At 73.8% G+C, this 20,462-nt stretch carries 18 protein-coding genes; 10 read left to right on the top strand and 8 right to left on the bottom strand.

What is annotated here, in order from left to right:
• The first annotated feature begins 16 nt into the window (after positions 1-16).
• The 4 genes from BCL65_RS12700 to BCL65_RS12685 all read left to right on the top strand — a co-directional run bounded on the left by BCL65_RS12700 (position 17) and on the right by BCL65_RS12685 (position 4,131).
• Complete coding sequence (locus BCL65_RS12700; RefSeq protein WP_106268580.1) at positions 17-730, top strand: DUF4389 domain-containing protein; 714 nt, start codon at positions 17-19, stop codon at positions 728-730.
• A 244-nt stretch (positions 731-974) separates the two neighbouring features.
• Positions 975-2,291: a UDP-N-acetylglucosamine 1-carboxyvinyltransferase gene (murA, locus tag BCL65_RS12695; RefSeq protein WP_106268578.1), complete on the top strand. Its 1,317-nt coding sequence runs from the start codon at positions 975-977 to the stop codon at positions 2,289-2,291.
• 77 nt (positions 2,292-2,368) lie between these two features.
• Positions 2,369-3,124, top strand: a complete 756-nt coding sequence (locus tag BCL65_RS12690; protein WP_106268730.1) for a lysophospholipid acyltransferase family protein — start codon at positions 2,369-2,371, stop codon at positions 3,122-3,124.
• Positions 3,125-3,129: 5 nt separating this feature from the next.
• A complete protein-coding gene (locus tag BCL65_RS12685) occupies positions 3,130-4,131 on the top strand; it encodes an NAD(P)H-dependent glycerol-3-phosphate dehydrogenase (protein ID WP_106268728.1) in 1,002 nt (333 codons plus the stop codon).
• A 38-nt stretch (positions 4,132-4,169) separates the two neighbouring features.
• Here BCL65_RS12685 and BCL65_RS12680 read toward each other — a convergent pair whose 3' ends face one another.
• From BCL65_RS12680 to BCL65_RS12660, 5 genes are all read right to left on the bottom strand, one after another.
• Complete coding sequence (locus BCL65_RS12680; protein ID WP_106268576.1) at positions 4,170-4,841, bottom strand: AMIN-like domain-containing (lipo)protein; 672 nt, start codon at positions 4,839-4,841, stop codon at positions 4,170-4,172.
• A gap of 49 nt (positions 4,842-4,890) precedes the next feature.
• Positions 4,891-6,042, bottom strand: a complete 1,152-nt coding sequence (locus BCL65_RS12675; RefSeq protein WP_106268575.1) for a trans-sulfuration enzyme family protein — start codon at positions 6,040-6,042, stop codon at positions 4,891-4,893.
• Between the two features lie 60 nt (positions 6,043-6,102).
• Positions 6,103-7,605, bottom strand: coding sequence for a pyridoxal phosphate-dependent decarboxylase family protein (locus tag BCL65_RS12670; protein ID WP_106268573.1), 1,503 nt, complete (start codon positions 7,603-7,605; stop codon positions 6,103-6,105).
• Positions 7,602-9,020, bottom strand: a complete 1,419-nt coding sequence (locus BCL65_RS12665) for an MFS transporter (protein ID WP_106268571.1) — start codon at positions 9,018-9,020, stop codon at positions 7,602-7,604. The genes BCL65_RS12670 and BCL65_RS12665 overlap by 4 nt, the downstream gene beginning before the upstream one ends.
• 78 nt (positions 9,021-9,098) lie before the next feature.
• Entirely contained in the window at positions 9,099-10,277 is a 1,179-nt protein-coding gene (locus BCL65_RS12660; protein ID WP_106268569.1) for an acyl-CoA dehydrogenase family protein, read from the bottom strand.
• Positions 10,278-10,427: 150 nt separating this feature from the next.
• On the opposite strand from BCL65_RS12660, the gene BCL65_RS12655 reads away from it, so the two are divergent.
• Genes BCL65_RS12655 through BCL65_RS12645 form a run of 3 tightly spaced genes read left to right on the top strand, consistent with a single transcriptional unit; the run spans position 10,428 to position 13,631 of the window.
• Positions 10,428-11,981 (top strand): AMP-binding protein, encoded by a 1,554-nt coding sequence (locus tag BCL65_RS12655; protein WP_243401038.1) that lies wholly within the window; start codon positions 10,428-10,430, stop codon positions 11,979-11,981.
• Between the two features lie 54 nt (positions 11,982-12,035).
• On the top strand, positions 12,036-13,172 hold the full coding sequence (locus BCL65_RS12650) for a D-alanine--D-alanine ligase family protein (RefSeq protein ID WP_106268565.1): 1,137 nt from the start codon (positions 12,036-12,038) through the stop codon (positions 13,170-13,172).
• Between the two features lie 45 nt (positions 13,173-13,217).
• A complete protein-coding gene (locus BCL65_RS12645) occupies positions 13,218-13,631 on the top strand; it encodes a VOC family protein (protein WP_106268563.1) in 414 nt (137 codons plus the stop codon).
• Positions 13,632-13,670: 39 nt separating this feature from the next.
• Here the strand turns inward: BCL65_RS12645 and BCL65_RS12640 are convergent, their stop codons facing one another.
• Positions 13,671-14,138 (bottom strand): DUF3515 family protein, encoded by a 468-nt coding sequence (locus BCL65_RS12640; RefSeq protein WP_106268561.1) that lies wholly within the window; start codon positions 14,136-14,138, stop codon positions 13,671-13,673.
• 51 nt (positions 14,139-14,189) lie between these two features.
• Here BCL65_RS12640 and BCL65_RS12635 point away from each other — a divergent pair, with 51 nt between their 5' ends.
• Positions 14,190-15,230 carry a thiamine-phosphate kinase gene (locus BCL65_RS12635; protein WP_106268559.1) on the top strand — a complete coding sequence of 347 codons (1,041 nt, stop codon included), beginning with the start codon at positions 14,190-14,192 and terminating at the stop codon, positions 15,228-15,230.
• 187 nt (positions 15,231-15,417) lie between these two features.
• Here the strand turns inward: BCL65_RS12635 and BCL65_RS12630 are convergent, their stop codons facing one another.
• Together BCL65_RS12630 and rpmB are read right to left on the bottom strand one after the other, a co-directional pair.
• On the bottom strand, positions 15,418-15,945 hold the full coding sequence (locus tag BCL65_RS12630) for a GNAT family N-acetyltransferase (protein ID WP_106268557.1): 528 nt from the start codon (positions 15,943-15,945) through the stop codon (positions 15,418-15,420).
• A gap of 158 nt (positions 15,946-16,103) precedes the next feature.
• On the bottom strand, positions 16,104-16,295 hold the full coding sequence (gene rpmB / locus BCL65_RS12625) for a 50S ribosomal protein L28 (RefSeq protein ID WP_106268555.1): 192 nt from the start codon (positions 16,293-16,295) through the stop codon (positions 16,104-16,106).
• A 168-nt stretch (positions 16,296-16,463) separates the two neighbouring features.
• Between rpmB and BCL65_RS12620 the strand changes: the two genes are divergently transcribed.
• Positions 16,464-18,206, top strand: a complete 1,743-nt coding sequence (locus BCL65_RS12620; RefSeq protein WP_243401037.1) for a DAK2 domain-containing protein — start codon at positions 16,464-16,466, stop codon at positions 18,204-18,206.
• Complete coding sequence (locus BCL65_RS12615; protein ID WP_106268551.1) at positions 18,203-20,458, top strand: ATP-dependent DNA helicase RecG; 2,256 nt, start codon at positions 18,203-18,205, stop codon at positions 20,456-20,458. Before BCL65_RS12620 ends, BCL65_RS12615 begins: the two co-directional genes overlap by 4 nt.
• Positions 20,459-20,462: the final 4 nt, after the last annotated feature.

The following is a 20,462-nucleotide window of genomic DNA, read 5'->3' as shown; positions in this document are numbered from 1 at the left end:
GCAGAAGGAGCGAGACATGGCAGTCCAGCCACCGGCCGGGATCGGCCTCGTCCGCAACATCGTCCGGGTCGATGCCGACCCACCGGAGCCGCTGTCCCGGTGGCTGTGGCTGGTCAAGTGGATCCTGGTCCTGCCGCACGTCGTGGTGCTCGTCGGGCTCTGGATCGCCTTCGCGGTGCTCAGTCTCGTCGCGTTCTTCGGCATCCTCTTCACCGCGCACTACCCCTCGGGGATCTTCCGGTTCAACGTGGGCGTCCTGCGCTGGAGCTGGCGGGTGGCGTACTACTCCTACGGAGTGCTCGGGACCGACCGGTACCCGCCGTTCACGCTCGCCGACGTCCCCGACTACCCGGCGCGGCTCGAGGTCGAGGAGCCGGGTCGGCTCTCGCGCGGCCTCGTCCTCGTGAAGTGGTGGCTGCTCGCGCTGCCGCACTACGTCGTCGTCGCCCTGTTCGTCGGCACCAGCACGTCGACGACGACGATCACCTCCGAGGGCGTCGTCGTCCAGGACGGGCCGTCCACCCCCGGTCTCATCGGCTTCCTGGTCCTCGTCGCCGCGGTGGTCCTGCTCTTCCGTGGCACGTACCCGCACGGCGTGTTCGACTTCGTCCTCGGCATGCACCGCTGGGTGCTGCGGGTCACCGTCTACGCCGCGCTCATGACGGACGTGTACCCGCCCTTCCGCCTGGACGCCGGCGGCCGCGACCCGGCGCGCCCGGAGCGCGCCTGAGGGCCGCGTCCCCGGTACGTCGCGATCCGGTGAAGACCAGCGCGCCCCCGCGCGAGTCGGCGTGTACCGCGTGAAGGTGTGGTGAACGTGAATACGGTGGGTGCGCCGGATGTTGGCACCACCGGGCCTGCGGGGGCAGGATCGGTCGGGCTGCGCACCACGCGCCACGCGAGCCGGGGCGGGCCCGCACCGAGAGCAGCACCACCGTGCTGCGAATTCCGCGAGGACAGGACGACGACGAGCTATGACTGATCTGCTGTACGTGAACGGTGGGACGCCGTTGCAGGGCACCATCTCGGTGCGAGGCGCGAAGAACTTCGTGTCCAAGGCGATGGTGGCGTCGTTGCTGGGCGAGTCGGCGAGCGTGCTGCGCAACGTGCCGCAGATCCGTGACGTGGGTGTGGTCTCGGGGTTGTTGGACCTGCACGGGGTCAACGTGAAGTACGACCCGGACGCGGGGATCCTGGACCTGGACCCGTCGAACGTGGAGTCGGCGCACGTGGCGGACATCGACGCGCACGCGGGCTCGTCGCGGATCCCGATCCTGTTCTGCGGTCCGTTGCTGCACCGGTTGGGTGAGGCGTTCATCCCGGACCTGGGTGGCTGCCGGATCGGGGATCGTCCGATCGACTACCACCTGGACATCCTGCGGCAGTTCGGTGCGGTGGTGGACAAGCGCCCGAACGGGATCCACCTGCGCGCTCCGCGGCGGTTGCAGGGCACGAAGATCTCGTTGCCGTACCCGTCGGTGGGCGCCACGGAGCAGCTGTTGTTGACGGCGGTGCGCGCCGAGGGCATCACGGAGCTGTCGGGGGCGGCGACGGAGCCGGAGATCATGGACCTGATCGCAGTGCTGCAGAAGATGGGCGCGATCATCTCGGTGGACACCGACCGGGTGATCCGGATCGAGGGTGTGGACCGTCTCGAGGGGTACAACCACACGGCGTTGGGTGACCGGATCGAGGCGGCGTCGTGGGCGTCGGCGGCGCTGGCGACCGGTGGTGACGTGACGATCAAGGGCGCCACGCAGCCGGAGATGATGACGTTCCTGAACACGTTCCGCAAGGTGGGTGGGCAGTTCGACGTGCAGGACGACGGGATCCGGTTCTGGCACCCGGGTGGGGACCTGCGTCCGATCGTGCTGGAGACGGACGTGCACCCCGGGTTCATGACGGACTGGCAGCAGCCGCTGGTGGTCGCCCTGACGCAGGCCACGGGGCTGTCGATCGTGCACGAGACGGTGTACGAGAACCGTTTCGGGTTCACCGAGGCGTTGCGACAGATGGGCGCGACGATCCAGGTGTACAAGGAGTGCCTGGGTGGGGGCGACTGCCGGTTCGGGCAGCGCAACTTCCATCACTCGGCGGTGGTCTCGGGTCCGACGCCGTTGGCGGCGGCGGACATCGAGGTGCCGGATCTGCGGGGTGGGTTCTCGCACCTGATCGCGGCGCTGGCGGCCAAGGGCACCTCCACGGTGCGGGGTATCTCGCTGATCGACCGTGGGTACGAGTCGTTCCAGGACAAGCTCGTCGCCCTCGGCGCCGACGTCTCGCGCGGCTGAGGTCGGGTGCGACCTGCCCGGCGGGAGCCGGACGCGCTGCGTCCCGTGCCGCCGTCGGGCAGGTAGGCTCTGTGGCCGTGCCACCCGCCAGACCTGAGTCGCGCCTCTATCGCGTCATCGCGAAGATCGTCCGACCCCTGATGTTCTCGATGTGCCGCTACGAGTGGAGCGGCAGCGAGAACCTCCCGGCCGAGGGCGGCTTCATCGCCGCGGCCAACCACGTCACCGAGCTCGATGCCCTGACGTTCGTGCACTACCTGTTCGACCAGGGCTTCGAACCGCGCGTGCTGGCCAAGCGCAGCCTGTTCACCGCACCGGTGGTCGGCTCCGTGCTGCGGGGCACCAACATGATCCCGGTGGACCGGGGGAGCGCCGCCGCGGCGCGCTCGCTGCAGCGCGCCGGGGACGAGCTCGGGGACGGTGCCTGCGTGGCGGTCTTTCCCGAGGGCACGCTCACGCGGGACCCCGACTGCTGGCCGATGGAGCCCAAGACCGGCCTGGCCCGCATCGCCCTGACCACCCGGCTGCCCGTGGTGCCCGTCGCCCAGTGGGGAGCCGTCGACATCCTGCCGCGCTACGGCAAGCTGCCCAGGCTGTTCCCCCGCAAGCGGGTGCAGGTCGTCGCGGGTCCGCCCGTGGACCTGTCCGACCTGTACGAGCGCCCGCAGGACGCGGCCACGCTGCGCGAGGTGATGAACCGCGTCATGGACGCGATCACCGTGCTGCTCGCCGACCTGCGCGACGAGCAGCCGCCGGCCCACCGGTTCGACCTGCGCAAGCACCCTGACTACGAGGTGAAGAAGATGACCTACCCACCGGTGGAGCGCCCGTGAGCGCCCTGCAGGCCGCCGTCCTCGGTTCGGGGTCCTGGGGGACCACCTTCGCGATGGTCATGGCCGACGCCGGGTGCGACGTCACGCTGTGGGGTCGCGACGAGGCCGTGGCCCGCGAGGTGGCGGACGAGCGCCGCAACGCCAAGTACCTGCCGGGCGTCGAGCTGCCCGCGATGCGTGCGACGACGGACGCCGCCGCGGCGCTGTCCGGTGCCCGCGTCGTCGTGGTCGCCATCCCGTCCCAGGTGGCGCGCCGGACCCTGGAGGGTCTGCGCGAGCACGTGGAGCCCGACGCCGTGGTGGTCTCGCTCATGAAGGGCATCGAGCTCAGCACGGACAAGCGCATGAGCCAGGTCATCGCCGAGGCGCTGGACATCTCGCTCGACCGGGTCGTCGTCGTCTCGGGCCCCAACCTGGCCAAGGAGATCGCCACCCGCCAGCCCACGGCGACGGTCGTGGCCTGCCCCGACGAGGCCAACGCGCGCCTCGCCGCGGAGGCGTGCTCCAACTCCTACTTCCGCCCGTACACGAACTCGGACGTCGTCGGCGTCGAGCTGTGCGGCGCGGTGAAGAACATCATCGCGCTGGCCGTGGGGATGGGCCAGGGTCGCGGGTTCGGCTGGAACACCTCGGGGACGGTCATCACGCGTGGCCTCGTCGAGATCACCCGCCTCGGCCGGGCGCTGGGCGCGCAGCCGGAGACGTTCGCGGGCCTCGCCGGCATGGGCGACCTGGTGGCGACGTGCGCCTCACCGCTGTCCCGGAACCACACCCTCGGCAAGTACATCGGGCAGGGCATGACCCTCGACGACGCGCTGGTCGCTACCGGCACCACGGCGGAGGGCGTGAAGTCGTCCCGGTCGGTGCTGGAGCTGGCGCAGAAGCACGGGGTGGACATGCCGATCACCGCCGGTGTGGTCGCGGTGCTGTACGAGGGGATGTCCGTGGACGACATGGCCCGCGCCCTCCTGTCGCGCCCGCAGAAGGCCGAGAGCGCGGCGGACTGACCTGGCCGGTCCCGGTGGCTGGTCTCCGTGGCCGGCCGTCAGTGGCCGACGTCGACCACGAGGCGCGTCGGGTCCTCCTCGACGGACACGGCGAACGGCTTCGGCTCGCCGTCGACCCCGACGAAGGCCGTCGTCTGCCCCTCGAAGACGAAGCGGTAGACGACCTCCTCGACGGACTCCGCGTCGTCGGGCTCGACCGGCGTGCCGTCGTACTCCTCGACGCCGGAGTCCATCGGCATCGCCGTACCGAGGATCACCACCTGCAGCACCGCGTCGCCGTCGACCTCGACGGGGTCGCCCTTGCCCGGGTCGAGCGCCTCGTCGACGTACTCGACCCGCCAGCCGGGTGTGCCGCTGCCGTCGAGGGTGAAGGTGACCCGGTCGAACCCGTCCTGCGGCTCCACGGCGACGTCGGTGACGGTGAGCAGCTGGTCGCCCCCGGGTTCGCCCGTCGCGACGGCGGTGCCGCCCTCGAAGGTCCCGCCGCCGTCCTCGGGCGACGCGTCGGGTGATGCCTCGGGGGTCGCCGTGCCGGCCTCGTCCGACGGTTTAGGCGTGCTCTCCGACGGTGTCGTGGTCTCCGTCGCGGCGCCACCGCCGCCCCCGTAGCCCGGCAGGTCCGCCCCGCCGCCGCAGCCGGCGACCGTCAGCGCGAGGGCGACCGCGGCGGCCGCCCCCCGTCCTGCTCGGCGGTGCTGCGTCGCGCGCATGAGGTCCTCCAGGGGTCCGGGGAGCCCGGAGCGGCCCCCGGCCCTCACCCTAGGCGGGCAGGCCGTCCAGCGCGCGGGCCAGGTCAGCCCACAGGTCCTCGACGTCCTCGACCCCGACCGACATGCGGATCAGGTCCTCGGGCACCGTCACCGACTCGGTGGTGAAGCGGCGGCGGCGTTCGAGGGCGGACTCCACCCCGCCGAGCGAGGTCGCCGGCACCCAGAGCCGGACCGCGGCGACGACGGCGTCGGCGGCCTCCCGTCCACCGACCGGCCGCAGGCCGATGATGGCGCCGAACGACGTCATCTGCGCCGCCGCCCGCTCGTGCCCCGGGTCCGACGGCAGCGAGGGGTGACGGACCTCGGCGACGGCCGGGTGGTCGGCGAGGCGCCGCGCGAGCTCGGCGGCGTTGGCGTTCGCGCGCTCCACGCGCAGGTGCAGGGTGCGCAGGCCGCGCAGCGCGAGGAACACCTCCATCGGCCCGGCGATCGCACCGTGCAGCGTGCGGTAGGCCCGGATCCGCGCGGCGGCCTCGTCGTCGTTCGTCACGACAGCACCGAGGACGACGTCGGAGTGGCCGGCCAGGTACTTGGTCACCGAGTGCACGACGACGTCGGCACCCAGGTCCAGCGGACGCTGCCCGAGGGGCGTGGCGAAGGTGTTGTCGACGACGGACGGCACACCACGGTCCCGGGCGGCGGCGAGGATCGCGGGCAGGTCGGCGACCTCCAGCATCGGGTTCGTGGGGGACTCGGCCATGAGCAGGTCGGCGCCGTCGAGCGCGGCGACCACCGCGTCGGTGTCCGCGACGTCGACCCGCCGCACCTCGAGGCCGTGCCGTCGCGTCAGGTCGTCGAGGTAGCCCAACGTCACCTGGTAGGCGTGCCGCGGTACGACGACGACGCCGGACGGCGGCAGGTCACCGAGGGCCGCGGCGACGGCGGCCATCCCCGAGCCGAGGACGACGCCGTGCGCAGCGCCCTCCAGCGCGGCGAGCGCCGACTCGAACGGCTCCCACGTCTCCGCGCCGCCGCGGGTGTAGAGCTGTTCGCTCCCCGGGACGCCCTGGGAGACGTAGGTGGAGCTGAGGACGACCGGCGCGTTGACCGGGCCGCCCTGCACCCGCGGGGGCCGTCCGGCGGTCACCGCCACGGTGGCGGGGGAGTGCGGGGCAACGGTCTCGGCGTGCTCGTGCGTCATGGCGTCAGGGTACGTGGGTGCGCGGACGGTGCGGGCGCCGTCGATCCCGCGTCGGTCCGGTCAGCGCGGCTCGACCAGCCGCCCGAGCAGCTCGGTCAGCAGCCGCTCGGCGACCGGCGCGGGCAGGGCCTCGACCGCAGCGAGCAGAGGGGCCATCGGCCCGACGCCGGGACCGTCGTCGCCGATGCGCGACGCGTCGAGCCCCATGGTCCGGAGCAGGTCGGCCGCGGTGTCGGAGTCGAGGGTGCTGAGCCCCGCCAGGCCGCCCAGCAGCGGCGAGGAACCCGGCCGCGGGACGCCCCGCACCTCGTCGGCCGCCGCCACGAGCGCCGGGACCAGCTCGTCCAGCACGCGGGCCGTGACGGGCGTGACCGTCAGGTGGGTGGTGTGCGGCAGCACCGTCCCGTCCGCCTGACGGTGCGCGGGCTGGGCCTGGAGCACCCAGCCGCGGGTGGCCACGGCGTCGGCCCAGACGTGCGGGTCCACGCGGCGGGCCGCGGGCACCGCGTCGTCCTCCGCGACCGCGAACAGCGGCCCGACCGGCTCGCCGACCACCCGCAGCCCCTCGATCCGCCCGACGGCGGCGCGCAGCTCGTCCGTGGCCCGGCGGGCCCGCTCGGCGAGGTCGCCGAGTCCGTCGGTCCCCAGGGCGCTGGTGATCGCCCACGCCGCGGCGAGCGGACCGCCGGAGCGGGACCCGAGGAGCGTCGGGTTGACCACCGGGTACCCGGGCCAGCGGGTGGTGGCGAAGTACTGCCCGCGCTGGCGCTCCCGCCCGCGGTGCAGCAGCACCGAGACACCCTTGGGCGCGTAGCCGTACTTGTGCAGGTCGACGCTCAGGCTCGTCACGCCGGGCACGCGCAGGTCCCAGTCGGGCAGGTCGGGCCAGAACGGCAGGGCCATGCCTCCGATGCACGCGTCGACGTGGACGGGTACGCCGTGGGCGGCGGCGACCGCGGCGACCTCGGCGACCGGGTCCAGCGCGGCGTGCGGGTAGGACGGCGCGGAGACGACGACGAGCGCGACGTCGTCGGGACGGTCGGCGAGCCGCTCGGCGACGGCGTCCGCCGCCACCGCGCCGCCGGGGCGGACCGGGACCAGGTCGAGCTCGAGGCCGAAGTAGTGGGCGGCCTTCTGGAAGGCGGCATGCACCGTCACGGGCGCCACGAGGCGGGGGCGCGCGGTACCGGGCACGGCTCCGTGGGCGGCGAGCCACGCGTCCCGCGCGGCCTTGACCGCCAGCAGACAGCTCTCGGTGCCGCCCGAGGTGACCGTGCCGACCACGGGCTCGCCGCCGTCCGCACCGTCGACCTCACCGCCGAGCAGCTCACGCGTGAACGCCACGAGGTCGCGCTCCAGCGCGGCCACGGACCCGAACGTGGTGGGGTCGAGGCCGTTGACCGGCTGCATGGCGCGGATCGCCGCGGCGGCGAGCTCGTCGAGCTCCGGCTCGCCCGAGTCGTACACGTAGCTCAGCACGTGGCCGCCGTGCGTGGGGGCGTCGTGCTCGCGCAGGGTCGCGAGCCGGGCCAGGACGTCGTCGGGCGATGCGGCGAACCTCATGCGGGCTCCTCGTGGACGGCCGCGGGTCCCGCGGCGTGGATGTCGGCCCGGCGCAGCGGGTAGCGACGCAGGGTGACCAGGCTGACCGCCACCAGGGCGGCGGGCAGCACGGAGAACGCGAGCACGATACCCAGGACGGCGCTGTCCGGTTGCACCACGAGCTGCTCGGCCTGCGAGGTGACGTACCCGGTCACGGCGAGGGTCAGCGCCAGCACGGCCGTCCCGAGCGCGAAGCCCGTGGTCTCCCCGGCGGTCCACACGCCGGAGAACGTGCCGGCCCGACCCGGTCCGCGGGTGCGGGCGTCGTGCGCCACCACGTCGGGCAGCATCGCCATCGGCAGGGACTGCAGGCCCGCGTAGGCGGCGCCTGCGACGGCGACGACCGCGTACACCCACGCCCCGGGCGCCCACGCCATGCCCAGCAGGGAGAACGCCGCCAGCGCGAAGAGCGTCGAGGCCATCCGGAAGGCTCGTTCCTTGCCGACCCGGCGCGCGACAGCGCCCCACACCGGTGCGAAGACGACGGCCGGGCCGACCAGCGCGGCGAACAGCAGCGTCACCGCCGCCTCGTCGCCCAGCACCCAGCGGGCGACGTACTGCGCACCGGCGAGCATCGTGCCCGTCGCGAGCGCCTGCAGCACGAACGTGGTCAGCAGCATGCGGAACGGCAGGTTCGTGCTCAGCACCGCCAAGCCGTCGCGGTACGCGCCACCGACGCTGCGCCACCGGGCCGACGACGGCGCCCCGGTCGCGGGTGCGGCGTTCGCGGCCGCAGGGCTCACCCGCGACCGGGCGTGCCGCCGTCGGGCACCGTGCTCCACGCCGGCCGAGACGAGCAGCGAGACGCCGAGCACGAGCCCGGCGACGGCGGCCATGACGAGGTAGCCGGTGTGCTCGTCCGGCACCACCGAGCGGAGGGCCGGCGCCCCGCCGCCGAACGCGAGGATGGCGACCGTCAGGACGACCACGCGGGCCGTGAGCAGGCGGGTGCGCTCGTCGTAGTCGTCGGTGAGCTCGGCCGGCAGGGCGATGTACGGCACCTGGAACAGCGAGAAGGCGGTCGCCGCGCAGAGGAACGCCAGCAGCACCCAGGCCGCGCCGGCCGCCGGACTCCACGCCGCCGGCACGGCGAAGGTCAGGACGAAGAAGACGGGCAGCAGGAGCCCGCCCGCCGCCATGAGCCGGCGCCGGGAGCCGTGGCGGGCACGGTCGTGGTTGCTGGCCGCCCCGATCACCGGGTCGATGACCACGTCCCACACCTTGGCGATCGTGACGATGAGGCCGGCCATCAGAGCCGCCACCCCGAGCGTGTCCGTGAGGTAGTAGACCAGGACGAGGCCGGGCAGGGTGCCGAAGCCACCCGTGCCGACGGATCCGACGGCGTAGCGGGCGACGGTGCCGCGGCTGAGGGTCATGCGGGGATCCTACGAGACGTCGCGTGACGTCCGTCACCGTCCACGGGCCGAGCGTCGGTCGCTGGCGGGCGCCGGGCCTCAGCCCGCGTCGACGGGGCCGAGCAGCGACTGGGCTACCTGGGCGTGGGCGGACTCGTCGTCGCTGGGGTGGAAGATCCCGGCCAGCACGTCGCGGTAGAGCCGACCGAGCTCGGAGCGGTTGAAGTACGTCGAGCCGCCCGAGCAGCGGATCGCCTCGTCCACCACGTACCGCGCCGTCTCCGTGGCCCGGACCTTGAGCCCCGCCGTCGCGCGGAAGTACCCGGCGCCCCGGTCGACCAGGGCGTCGATCTCGCCGGCCACCTGGTCGAGCTGCGGCCAGATCCCGTCGAGAGCCAGCGCCGCCGACGCGATGCGCCACCGGATGTCCGGGTCCTGCGAGTACGCCTTGCCCGTCTTCATCGAGGTGCGGCGACCGGCGGCCTCGACGGCGAGGTGCAGCGCCCGGTCCGCGATCCCCGTGTACACGCCCGCCAGCAGGAGCTCGAAGCTGGTGAAGATGCCGAGCACGTACGGGTCGAGGCCGGGGCCGGGCACCAGCCGGCGCATCACCCGGTCGGCCGGGGCGTGCGCGCCGTCGAGCACCGTCGTGCACGACTGCGAGGCGCGCATCCCGAGCGTGTCCCAGTCGTCGAGGATCTGGAACCCGCCGCCGTCGCGGGTGATGAAGGCGTGGACGATCCGCGGGTCGTCCGGATCCGTGTCGTCCAACCCCATCACGCCGAGCCGGGTCCAGCCGGGGGAGTTGGAGGTGAAGATCTTCCGGCCGTGGAAGCGGTAGCCGCCCTCGCCGTCGGGCCGCGCCTCGGTGCGTGAGCCGAGCAGGACGAGGTCGTTGCCGGCCTCGGAGTAGCCGAACCCGAAGACCTCGCCGCGGGCCGCCTCGGCGAGCAGCCAGTCGAGCGAGCCGTCGCCGCGCTCGTGCAGGTACCGGGCCACCCCCACCCAGACGTGGTGCATGTTCACCGCGAGCGCGGTGGCGGGTGCCGCGCCGGCGAGCCGCGCCTGCTCGCGGATCGTCTCGCGCAGGGTGAGGCCGTGGCCGCCCAGGTCGGCGGGCACCATGGCCCGCAGGTAGCCGGTGGCTGCGAGGTCGGCCAGGTCCTCGGTGAAGAACGAGTTCTCCCGGTCGTGGATCGCGGCGCGCCCGCGGATCGTCGCGAGCAGCTCGTCGGAGAGGACCTGGCGGTCGGTGAAGGATGCGGGGTCGGCGGCCATCCGTCGATTCAACCACCACCCGTGGGCAACCGGTCGGCAGCCGGCATACCGTCCGGTCGGTCTTGTCCGCTACGCTGCTGCCAGAGCGGTCGACGAGGACCGCAACGACGAGAGGAGCCACCGTTGGTCATCCGCAGCCCTCAGGCAGACGTGGAGATTCCCGACGTCAGCCTGTACGACTTCCTGTTCGCCGACCTGACCGGTGAGGACCTCGAGAGAATCGCCCTCGTCGACGGCCCCACCGGTGAGAAGACCACCTACGGCACCCTGCGCGCCCACATCGACGCGGTCGCCGGCGGGATCGCGGCCCGTGGTCTCGAGCCCGGCGACGTGGTGGCGTTGCACAGCCCGAACGTCCCCGCGTTCGTCAGCGTCTTCCACGGCCTGCTGCGCGCCGGTGTCACGGTCACCACCATCAACGCCCTCGCGTCCGGTCCCGAGGTCGGCAAGCAGCTCGTCGCCTCCGGTGCCAAGGCGCTCCTCACCGTCTCGCCGCTGCTGGCGCAGGCCGCGGAGGGTGCCGAGGTCGCCGGGTTCGACACCGAGGACGTCATCGTGCTCGACGGGGCCCCGGGGCACCCGAGCCTGCGCGACCTGCTCACGTCCGGGGCGCCCGCGCCCGACGTGTCCTTCGACCCCGCCACGCACCTGGCCGTGCTGCCGTACTCCTCCGGCACCACCGGCCTGCCCAAGGGCGTCATGCTCACCCACCGCAACCTCGTGGCCAACGTGCTGCAGGCGGAGCCCTACATCCCGCTCTACGCCGACGACGTCATCCCGGCGGTCCTGCCGTTCTTCCACATCTACGGCATGACAGTGCTCATGAACGGCGCCATCTACCAGCGGTCGTCCGTGGTCACCATGCCGCGGTTCGACCTGCCCGAGTACCTGCGGATCATCGCCGAGCACCGGGCGACCGTGCTCTTCGTCGCGCCGCCGATCGCCCTCGCGGTCGCCAAGCACCCGCTCGCGCTCGAGGCGGACCTGTCCAGCGTCCGGCTCATGATGTCGGGAGCGGCACCCTTCGACGAGCAGCTCGCGGCCGTCGTCGCGCAGCGGCTGCCGCACGCCCGGGTCATGCAGGGCTACGGCATGAGCGAGATGTCACCGGTCTCGCACACCATCCCCGCCGACCGGACCGACATCTCGCCCGGTTCCATCGGGCTGCTCGTGGCCAACATGCAGGCCAAGGTCGTCGACCCCGCGACCGGCGAGGAGATCGAGCAGCCGGCCGAGGGGATGAGCGCACCCGGCGAGCTCCTGTGCGCCGGGCCCAACGTCATGGTCGGGTACCTGGGCAACGAGCAGGAGACGCGGGACACCATCACCCCCGACGGGTTCCTGCACACGGGCGACATCGTCACCGTCGATGCCGACGGTGTGTTCTACGTGGTGGACCGGCTCAAGGAGCTCATCAAGTACAAGGGCTACCAGGTGCCGCCCGCGGAGCTCGAGGCGCTCCTCGTGGCGCACCCGCAGATCGCCGACGCCGCCGTCGTCGGCGTGCCGGACGGCGAGGGCGAGGAGCTGCCCAAGGCGTTCGTCGTCCGCGCCGACGGTGCCGACCTGTCCGCGGAGGACGTCATGGAGTACGTGGCCGCCAAGGTGGCTCCGTACAAGAAGATCCGGCTCGTGGAGTTCACGCACGCGATCCCGAAGTCTGCCGCCGGCAAGATCCTGCGCAAGGACCTGAAGGCCGCGTGAACGTGCCGGTGCACGGGGGCGGGAGCAGGGGGCGGGTCCGGTAGGGTCGGGCCGATGTCCGAGACCCAGCCTCCCGCCCCCGCGCGCAAGCCGCGCGTCGCCCTGCTGTTCGGCGGCCGTTCCGGCGAGCACGCCGTGTCCGCGTCGACGGCGGCCGGGGTGCTCGGCGCGATCGACCGTGACCGGTACGACGTCGTCCCCGTGGGGATCACGCGAGCCGGTCGCTGGGTCGTCGCCGAGGACCGCGCCGAACGCTGGCAGATCACCGACGGGCGGCTGCCCGAGGTGACGTCCGACGACGGCGCGGAGGTCGTGCTGTCCCTCACCTCCGGCGAGGGCACGCTCCGCGTGCTGGAGCCCGGCCAGGTACCGAGCCTGCTCGGCGCGGTCGACGTCGTCTTCCCGCTGCTGCACGGGCCGTTCGGCGAGGACGGCACGGTCCAGGGCCTGCTCGAGCTCGCCGACGTGCGCTACGTCGGCGCGGGCGTGCTGGCCTCCGCCGTGGGCATGGACAAGCACTTCATGAAGCTGGTGCTCGCCGGCCACGGCCTGCCCGTGGGTCCCTACGAGGTGATCCGGCCCCACGAATGGGTGGCCGATCCCGCAGGCTGCGTGGCACGCGTCGAGCGGCTCGGGCTGCCGCTGTTCGTGAAGCCGGCACGCGCCGGGTCGTCGCTCGGCATCACCCGCGTCGACGACCTCGCCGACCTCCCGGCCGCGGTCGAGACGGCCCGCGAGCACGATCCCAAGGTCGTCGTCGAGGCCGGCATCGAGGGGCGCGAGATCGAGTGTGCGGTGCTGGGCGGTCGGGCCGGGGCGCCGGCCCGCGCCTCGCTGCCCGGCGAGATCGCCGTCGACGGCACGCACGCGTTCTACGACTTCGAGGCCAAGTACCTCGACGAGGCCCACGTGCAGCTCGACTGCCCCGCGAAGCTGCCGGACGCCGTGGTCGACACGATCCGCGACCTCGCCGTCCGCACGTTCGAGGCCGTCGAGGCCGAGGGCCTGTCGCGGGTGGACGTCTTCGTGACGCCGGACGAGCAGGTGATCGTCAACGAGATCAACACGATGCCCGGCTTCACCCCGTTCTCGATGTACCCGCGCATGTGGGAGGCGTCCGGCGTGAGCTACCCGGAGCTCGTCGACGAGCTGATCCAGCTCGCCCTGGAGCGCCCCACCGGGCTCCGGTGATCCGTTCCTCACCGGCGTGTCGGGGGCTGATGGCACCGTGAGGCCATGGATCAGAGACTGAGCCTCGTCACGCTCGTGGTCGCGGACCTGGGGGCCACCCGCCGCTTCTACCTCGACGGCCTGGGGTGGGAGAGCTTCGTGGACGTCACCGACGAGGTCCTCATGCTGCAGGTCGGGCCGCACCTCCTGCTGTCCCTGTGGGACGAGGCAGCGGCGCTCGAGGAGATCGGTCCCGTCGTCCGGGGCGGGACGCCGCCGGTGACGCTCGCGCACAACGTGGGCGACCCGGCCCAGGTGGACGCCGTCCTCGACGACGCGCGTCGTGCCGGTGCCCCGACCATCGGCGACGCCACCGAGCGCGACTGGGGCGGGTACTCCGGCTACTTCACCGACCCGGACGGATTCGTCTGGGAGGTCGCCTACGCGCCGGGACCCGTGGGAGAGCTCGTGGTGCCGTGACCACCTCGGCCGGGCGGTGCCACCTCAGGAGGGTGGTCCTCAGGTGCACTGCCGGGTGGCGGGCACCAGGTCGACAGCCTGGGTCAGGTCGGCGATGAACGACGTCGAGTGGTCCTCGGTCACCGCGGGCGGCACGGTCACCTCGATGGCCGGCTCCCGACCGTAGGTCGTGAAGCGCCAGGTGCCGTCGTCGCTGCTCGCGACGATCCAGTCCACCGTGCCGGTCGCGGACTCGATGCGCTGGCAGTCGGCGGACGGTCCGGGCGGCGTCACGCCGCAGCGCAACGTCACAGCAGCACCCGGCTCACCCCAGGCGGCGGTCGCCTGCGCATTCGTGCGGACCTTCTCCAGGTCGCCCGCGACGACGTCCGGCAGCGCGAGCATCACCGGTGCGCAGTCCGGGTTCGTCGCGTCCGCGCCGGCCTCCACCCCGATGGTGGGTGCACAGGCGGCGAGCAGCGCGAGGGCGGGCAGGCAGAGCAGCGCGCGGAGGCGACGGACGGGCACGCGCCCACCGTACCCGCCCGCGGCGGTACCACGGACGGTTAGGGTTCCGTCGTGACCGACTCCACCGTGCGAGTGCGCGACCTCGACGAGTCAGAGCTCCTGGCCCGCATCTTCCCGCTCCTGCCGACCGGCGACGCCGTCGACGTCGGACCGGGCGACGACGCCGCGGTCGTGCGGGCCCCGGACGGTCGGGTCGTCGTCTCGACCGACGTGCTCGTCGAAGATCGCCACTTCCGTCGATCCTGGTCCACCGGGTTCGACGTCGGGCGTCGTGCTGCGGCGCAGAACCTCGCCGACATCGCCGCGATGGGCGCCCGCCCGACCTCGCTCGTCGTCTCCCTCGTCGTGCCCGGCGACCTGCCCGTCGACTGGGTCACCGGGCTGGCCCGGGGCCTGGCCGACGCGGCCACCCCTGCCGGCGCCACCGTCGTCGGGGGCGACCTGTCCGGGGGCGACGAGATCGTCGTCGCCGTCACCGTCCACGGGGACCTGGACGGGCGCGCGCCCGTGCTGCGCTCCGGTGCGCAGCCCGGCGACGTCGTCGCGCACGCCGGGGTCCTCGGCAGGTCCGCCGCCGGCCTGGCGCTGCTCGCCTCCGGCGCGGCCTCGGGTCAGCACGGGGCACCGGGCGCTCGGGGCCCGGTCGCGCCGTTCGTCGCGGCCTACCTGCGACCCGAACCACCGCTGCCCGGCGGTCCGGCGGCCGCCGCGGCAGGGGCCAGCGCCATGCTGGACGTCTCCGACGGTCTGCTCCGCGACGCCGGCCGGCTCGCGCGGGCCAGCGGTGTGACCGTCGACCTGACCGGCGGCCGGCTGTCCGGCGACGTCAGCGCGCTGCTCCCCGCCGCGGTCGAGCTCGCGGTCGTGTCCGAGGACGTCGACGGCTGGCAGCAGGCACGCCGCTGGGTGCTGTCCGGGGGAGAGGACCACGGCCTGCTCGCCACCTTCCCCGCCGAGGTCGCCGACCACGGGCTGCCCGCAGGGTTCCGGGAGATCGGGGAGGTGCGGACGCCCGTCGACGACGGGCCGCAGGTGCTGCTCGACGGCGAGGAGCCCGACGTGCCGCAGGGGTGGGACCACTTCCGCAGCTAGACGGTGCTCGCAGGCTCGCTCCGGGTCAGCGCCGGTTCCTGCGGTCGCGCTGGCCCTGTGCTCGCAGGCTCGCTCCGGGTCAGCGCCGGTTCCTGCGGTCGCGCTGGCCCTGTGCTCGCAGGCTCGCTCCGGGTCAGCGCCGGTTCCTGCGGTCGCGCTGGCCCTGTGCTCGCAGGCTCGCTCCGGGTCAGCGCTCGGCCGCGCGGAGGAACCGGACCTCCGTCACCGGCACGTCCTCGATGTCCTCGATGCGCTCGATGCCGTCGGGCTGGAACCCGTGGCGGCGGTAGAAGTGGTGCGCCCGCTCGTTCTCGTCGAGGACCCACAGGGTCATGCACTGGGTCGGCGAGACGTCCGCCAGCACCGTCCGGATGAGGTCCCGTGCGACGCCGCGGCCCCAGGCCTCCGGGTCCAGGTAGATGGCGTACAGCTCGAGGCAGTCGTCCTCGGCGTCCTCGTCCCGGGACGGGCCGTAGCTCGCGAACCCGAGCGTGCGGCCGTCGGCCTCCGCGACGATGGTGGTGCCGTGTCCGGACGTCAGGATCTTCTCCCACTTCTCGGCGCGCTCCGCCACGTCGAGGGAGTCGAGGTAGGAGGCGGGCAGCACGTGGGAGTAGGCGCCCTTCCAGGACGTCACGTGCACGTGGGCGATCGCAGCGGCGTCGGCAGTCGTCGCAGAGCGAATCACCACGTCGTTGTCGGTCTCCACCATCATGACCTCAGACTGCCACGTCGGGGAAGGTTCGCCTAGGGGTGGAGGTGAACGCTTCACGAACCCTTTGCCTTCGGCAGGTGTCCAGGCGCGACAGAACGCCCGCCGGGAGGACCCGACGGGCGTTCGTCATGCAGTTCGTCGCGCCGAGGCGCTGGGGCTCATGCCTTGCGCTGGACCTTGCCGGCCTTGAGGCACGAGGTGCACACGTTCACGCGCTTGGGAGTGCCCGCGACGACAGCACGCACGCGCTGGATGTTGGGGTTCCAGCGGCGCTTGGTGCGGATGTGGGAGTGCGAGATGCTGTGCCCGAAGCCCGGGCCCTTGCCGCAGACGTCGCAGTTGGCAGCCACGGTTTCTCCTGAATCGTCGTGCACGTCCCGCGCACCATGGCAGCAAGACGTGAGGTGTTGATGGTCTGGGGGCGCCCGGAAGTCCGGGCAACCACACGAGGATAGCCGATGGACGGCGCCGGGCTCAACAGCGCCGGCGTTGGGTTGGTCACCGCTACGGTGGGGGGCGTGGTCCAGCCCGAGCTCCTCTACGCCTCCGTCGTCCGTGCGTGGGCCCGTGGCGCCACCGACGCGCTCGCCTCCGCGCGGACGGAGCTCGACGGCGTGAACGTGTTCCCCGTGGCCGACGGCGACACCGGGACCAACATGTACCTCACCGTGCGCGAGGCGGGCGCCGCCATCCACGACGCGGACGACGGGGCGAGCGGGGCGCGCCTGCTCCGGCTGGGTGCCCGTGCCGCGCTCCTGCAGGCCCGCGGCAACTCGGGGGTGATCCTCAGCGAGTGGTGGCGAGGACTCGCCCTCGCGGCGAGCCGGCGCGACAGCCTCGGCGTGGCCCTGGACGTGGCCGCACGGTCGGCGCGGCGGGCCGTGGCGCACCCGGCGTCCGGGACCATCCTCACGGCAGCCGACTCCGCGGCCGCGGCTGCCCGGCACGCCGAGGCCGGCGGCATGGTCGGGCCGCTGGGCGCACCGGAGCGGCTCACGGTCCTGGACGCCGCGCGCCGGGGCGCCCGGGAGGCCGCGCTGCGCAGCGTGGGCACGCTCGCCCCGCTGCGTGACGCCGGTGTGCTGGACGCGGGGGCGTGCGGCCTGCTGCTGATCCTGGCCGCGCTCGCCGAGGCCCAGCGGCACGCGGGCGCGGCATCCGGCCACGACGGTGTGTCAGCCCCGGAAGGCATCATGGCGCCCGTGCTGCTCGACCTGGACCTGACGGGCTACGCGCCGGCGGACGGCGGGGCCGACACCGCCGTCGCGCCCCCGGGCGGGCACGGCGAGGTCCCGGCGGCCGACGAGGTGGAGCTCATGTTCGTCCTCCACCGGGCGGCCGACGCCGCGGGGTTCCGGCCGGGTGCTGTGGCCGACGCCCTGCGGGCCGATCTCGACGAGGTGGGCAACTCCGTCGTCGTCGTGGGTGGCGGCGCCGGTGACGCGACCGGCGAGGACGTGGAGTCCGTGTGGCAGGCGCACGTGCACACGCCCGAGCTGGACCGGGCGCTCGAGGTCGCCCGCCGCTGGTCCGGCCGCGGCGCGGTCTCCCGTGTCCACGTGCGCCACCTGGCGGTCCCGCCGGCGGACTGGGCGGTCGTGACGACGACGTCGGCCCCCGCCCTGGCGACGGAGCTCGCCTCGGGAGGTGCGGTCGTGCTGCTCGACCTCGACGTGCCGCCCACCCGGGAGGACCTCGCGCAGGCGGTCCTGGGGGCGGGGACGCCCCACGTGCTCGTGCTCGCCCCACCCGCCGTGCTCGGCGACGGCGGGCTGCAGGACGCGGTGGACGCGCTCGGCGGGCGGGACGGGGTCGGGGACGGCCCCGCCGCGGCCTCCGACGTCGTCGTCGTGCCTGCCGCGAGCGACGTGCACCTGGTCACCGCCGTCGCGGCGCTCGCCGGAGCCCTCGACGCCGCGGGCAGCGGTGGCGAACCGGCCGACGTCCCCGGCGTCGTCCGTGGCGCCCTGGACCGACTGCGCGCCGCACGGCCCGCCGCGGCGGCCGCGCCCACCGCGCTGACGCGGCTCGTGTCCGACCTCGGGGCGGACGCCGGCATCGTCGCGCTCCTGCCGGACCGGGACGTCCCGGCAGCGGTGGTGGACGCGCTCGCCGAGCAGGTGGCGGCCGTCGCCGCCGGTGCCGACGTCGTCGTGCTGCCCACGGGACGCGCCGGGGACCACGTGGGCATCGGTGTCGAACCGGCGGAGGACCCCGGGGACGAACCGGCGATCGGGGCGCTGAGCGGGGAGGCCTGGTGACCGGACGGCTGGCCGAGCCGCTCGCCACGACGCTCGGCAAGCGCGCGGCAGGGCCCCTGGCCAAGATGGGGCTGGAGACCGTCGACGACCTCCTGCGGCACTACCCACGGCGCTACGGCGACCCGGGCCGGCTGACGGACATGGACCGGCTGCAGCTGGGTGAGCACGTGACCGTCATGGCGCGGGTCGCCCGGGCCACGGTGCGCCCGATGCGCAGCCGCGGCGGGGCGCTGCTGCAGGCCGTCGTCACGGACGGGCGGCACGAGCTCGGCCTCACCTTCTTCGCCAAGCGGGCCGGTGCGCTGCGCCCGCACGAGGACAAGCTGCGTCCGGGGCGGTCCGGCCTCTTCACCGGCGTGGTCTCCGAGTACCGCGGTACCCGTCAGCTCACGCACCCGGACTACATCCTGGTGGGGGTCGACGCGGACGACGACGAGGAGGCGATGGTCGAGGCGTCGCGTCCCATCCCCCTCTACCCCGCGACCGCCGCCGTGCCGACGTGGCGCATCCAGCGGGCCGTGCGCACGGTGCTGGACCCGCTCACGGAGGACGACGTCGACGACCCGGTGCCGGACGAGGTCCGGGCACGGCTGGGCCTTCCCACGCGCCTCGACGCCCTGCGGGCGGTGCACGTCCCCGACGCCGCCGAGCACTGGCAGCGCGGACGCCGTCGGCTGCGGTTCGAGGAGGCGTTCGTGCTGCAGGCAGCGCTCGCCCAGCGCCGCGCCCGCACCGCCGCGGAGGAGGCCACGGCCCGGCCGCCTCGACCCGCCGGTCTGCTCGACGACTTCGACGCGGCGCTGCCCTTCGCGCTCACCGACGGCCAGCGCCGCGTCGGCGAGCAGGTCGCCGCCGAGCTGTCCGAGGCGCGCCCGATGCAGCGGCTGCTGCAGGGCGAGGTCGGCTCGGGCAAGACGGTGGTCGCCCTGCGGGCCATGCTCCAGGTGGTCGACGCCGGGGGGCAGGCAGCCCTCCTCGCGCCGACCGAGGTGCTCGCCGCCCAGCACGCCCGCACCCTCCGGGGCATGCTCGGGCCGCTGGCCGAGGGGGGTCTGCTCGGCGGTGCGGCGCACGGCACCCGCGTCGCGCTGCTGACCGGGTCGCTCGGGGCCGGCGCACGCAAGGAGGCGCTGCTGCAGGCGGCGAGCGGCGAGGCAGGGATCGTCGTGGGCACGCACGCCCTGCTCGGCGACCAGGTGCAGTTCGCGGACCTCGGGCTCGTGGTCGTCGACGAGCAGCACCGGTTCGGGGTCGAGCAGCGCGATGCGCTGCGCGCCAAGGGGCGTGTCGCGCCGCACCTCCTGGTCATGACCGCCACGCCGATCCCACGCACCGTCGCGATGACGGTGTTCGGCGACCTGGAGACGTCGACGCTCACGGAGCTGCCCGCCGGCCGGGCCGGGATCACGTCCCACGTGGTGCCGGCGGCCAACCCGCGCTGGAACGAGCGTGTGTGGGAGAAGGTGCGCGAGGAGGTCGACGCGGGACGGCGCGCCTACGTGGTGTGCCCCCGGATCCATCCGGACGACGACGTCGACGTGCCCGGCAGCACCGGCCGGGGCGCGCAGGGCTCGGCGGAGTTCGACGACGTCCCCGAGTTCCTCGAGCTGGCCGACGGCGAGGCCGGCGACCGGGCGCCGCTGCGGGCCGTGCTGGAGGTCGCCGACATGCTGCGCTCGATGCCGCGCCTGGCCGGTGTCGAGATCGGTGTGCTGCACGGCCAGCTGCCGCCCGCGGACAAGGACGCCGCGATGGCGCGGTTCGCCGCGGGCGAGGCGTCGGTGCTCGTGTCCACCACGGTCATCGAGGTGGGTGTGGACGTGCCGGAGGCCACCGTCATGGTCGTGTTCGACGCCGACCGGTTCGGCATCTCCCAGCTCCACCAGCTGCGGGGCCGCATCGGCCGTGGCGGGCATCCCGGCCTGTGCCTGCTGGTCTCCACGGCGCAGCCCGGTACGCCCGCGGCGGCGCGCGTCGAGGCGCTTGCGGCGACCACCGACGGCTTCGAGCTCGCGACGCTCGACCTCGAGCTGCGCTCGGAGGGTGACGTGCTCGGTGCCGCGCAGTCGGGCCGTTCGAGCTCCCTGCGTCTGCTGCGGGTGGTCAAGGACGCCGACCTGATCGCCGAGGCGCGCGCGGAGGCCACGCAGGTGGTCGAGGCGGACCCGGCGCTGGGCGACCACGCGACGCTCCGGGACGCCATCGCGGCGCAGCTCGACGCCGAGCAGGAGGAGTTCCTGGAGCGCGCCTGAGCGT

Origin of the sequence: Isoptericola halotolerans, from assembly GCF_003003075.1 — a bacterium.
Classification (GTDB): Bacteria; Actinomycetota; Actinomycetes; order Actinomycetales; family Cellulomonadaceae; genus Isoptericola; species Isoptericola halotolerans_A.
The sequence above is the reverse complement of the archived record's forward strand: the minus strand, read 5'-3'. Positions and strand labels throughout refer to the sequence as shown.

Coding starts and splice junctions, on each gene's coding strand:
- BCL65_RS12700 (WP_106268580.1), top strand. CDS start 17: ATGGCAGTCCAGCCACCGGCCGGGATCGGCCTCGTCCGCAACATCGTC.
- murA (WP_106268578.1), top strand. CDS start 975: ATGACTGATCTGCTGTACGTGAACGGTGGGACGCCGTTGCAGGGCACC.
- BCL65_RS12680 (WP_106268576.1), bottom strand. CDS start 4,841: ATGCGCGCGACGCAGCACCGCCGAGCAGGACGGGGGGCGGCCGCCGCG.
- BCL65_RS12675 (WP_106268575.1), bottom strand. CDS start 6,042: ATGACGCACGAGCACGCCGAGACCGTTGCCCCGCACTCCCCCGCCACC.
- BCL65_RS12670 (WP_106268573.1), bottom strand. CDS start 7,605: ATGAGGTTCGCCGCATCGCCCGACGACGTCCTGGCCCGGCTCGCGACC.
- BCL65_RS12665 (WP_106268571.1), bottom strand. CDS start 9,020: ATGACCCTCAGCCGCGGCACCGTCGCCCGCTACGCCGTCGGATCCGTC.
- BCL65_RS12660 (WP_106268569.1), bottom strand. CDS start 10,277: ATGGCCGCCGACCCCGCATCCTTCACCGACCGCCAGGTCCTCTCCGAC.
- BCL65_RS12650 (WP_106268565.1), top strand. CDS start 12,036: ATGTCCGAGACCCAGCCTCCCGCCCCCGCGCGCAAGCCGCGCGTCGCC.
- BCL65_RS12645 (WP_106268563.1), top strand. CDS start 13,218: ATGGATCAGAGACTGAGCCTCGTCACGCTCGTGGTCGCGGACCTGGGG.
- BCL65_RS12630 (WP_106268557.1), bottom strand. CDS start 15,945: ATGATGGTGGAGACCGACAACGACGTGGTGATTCGCTCTGCGACGACT.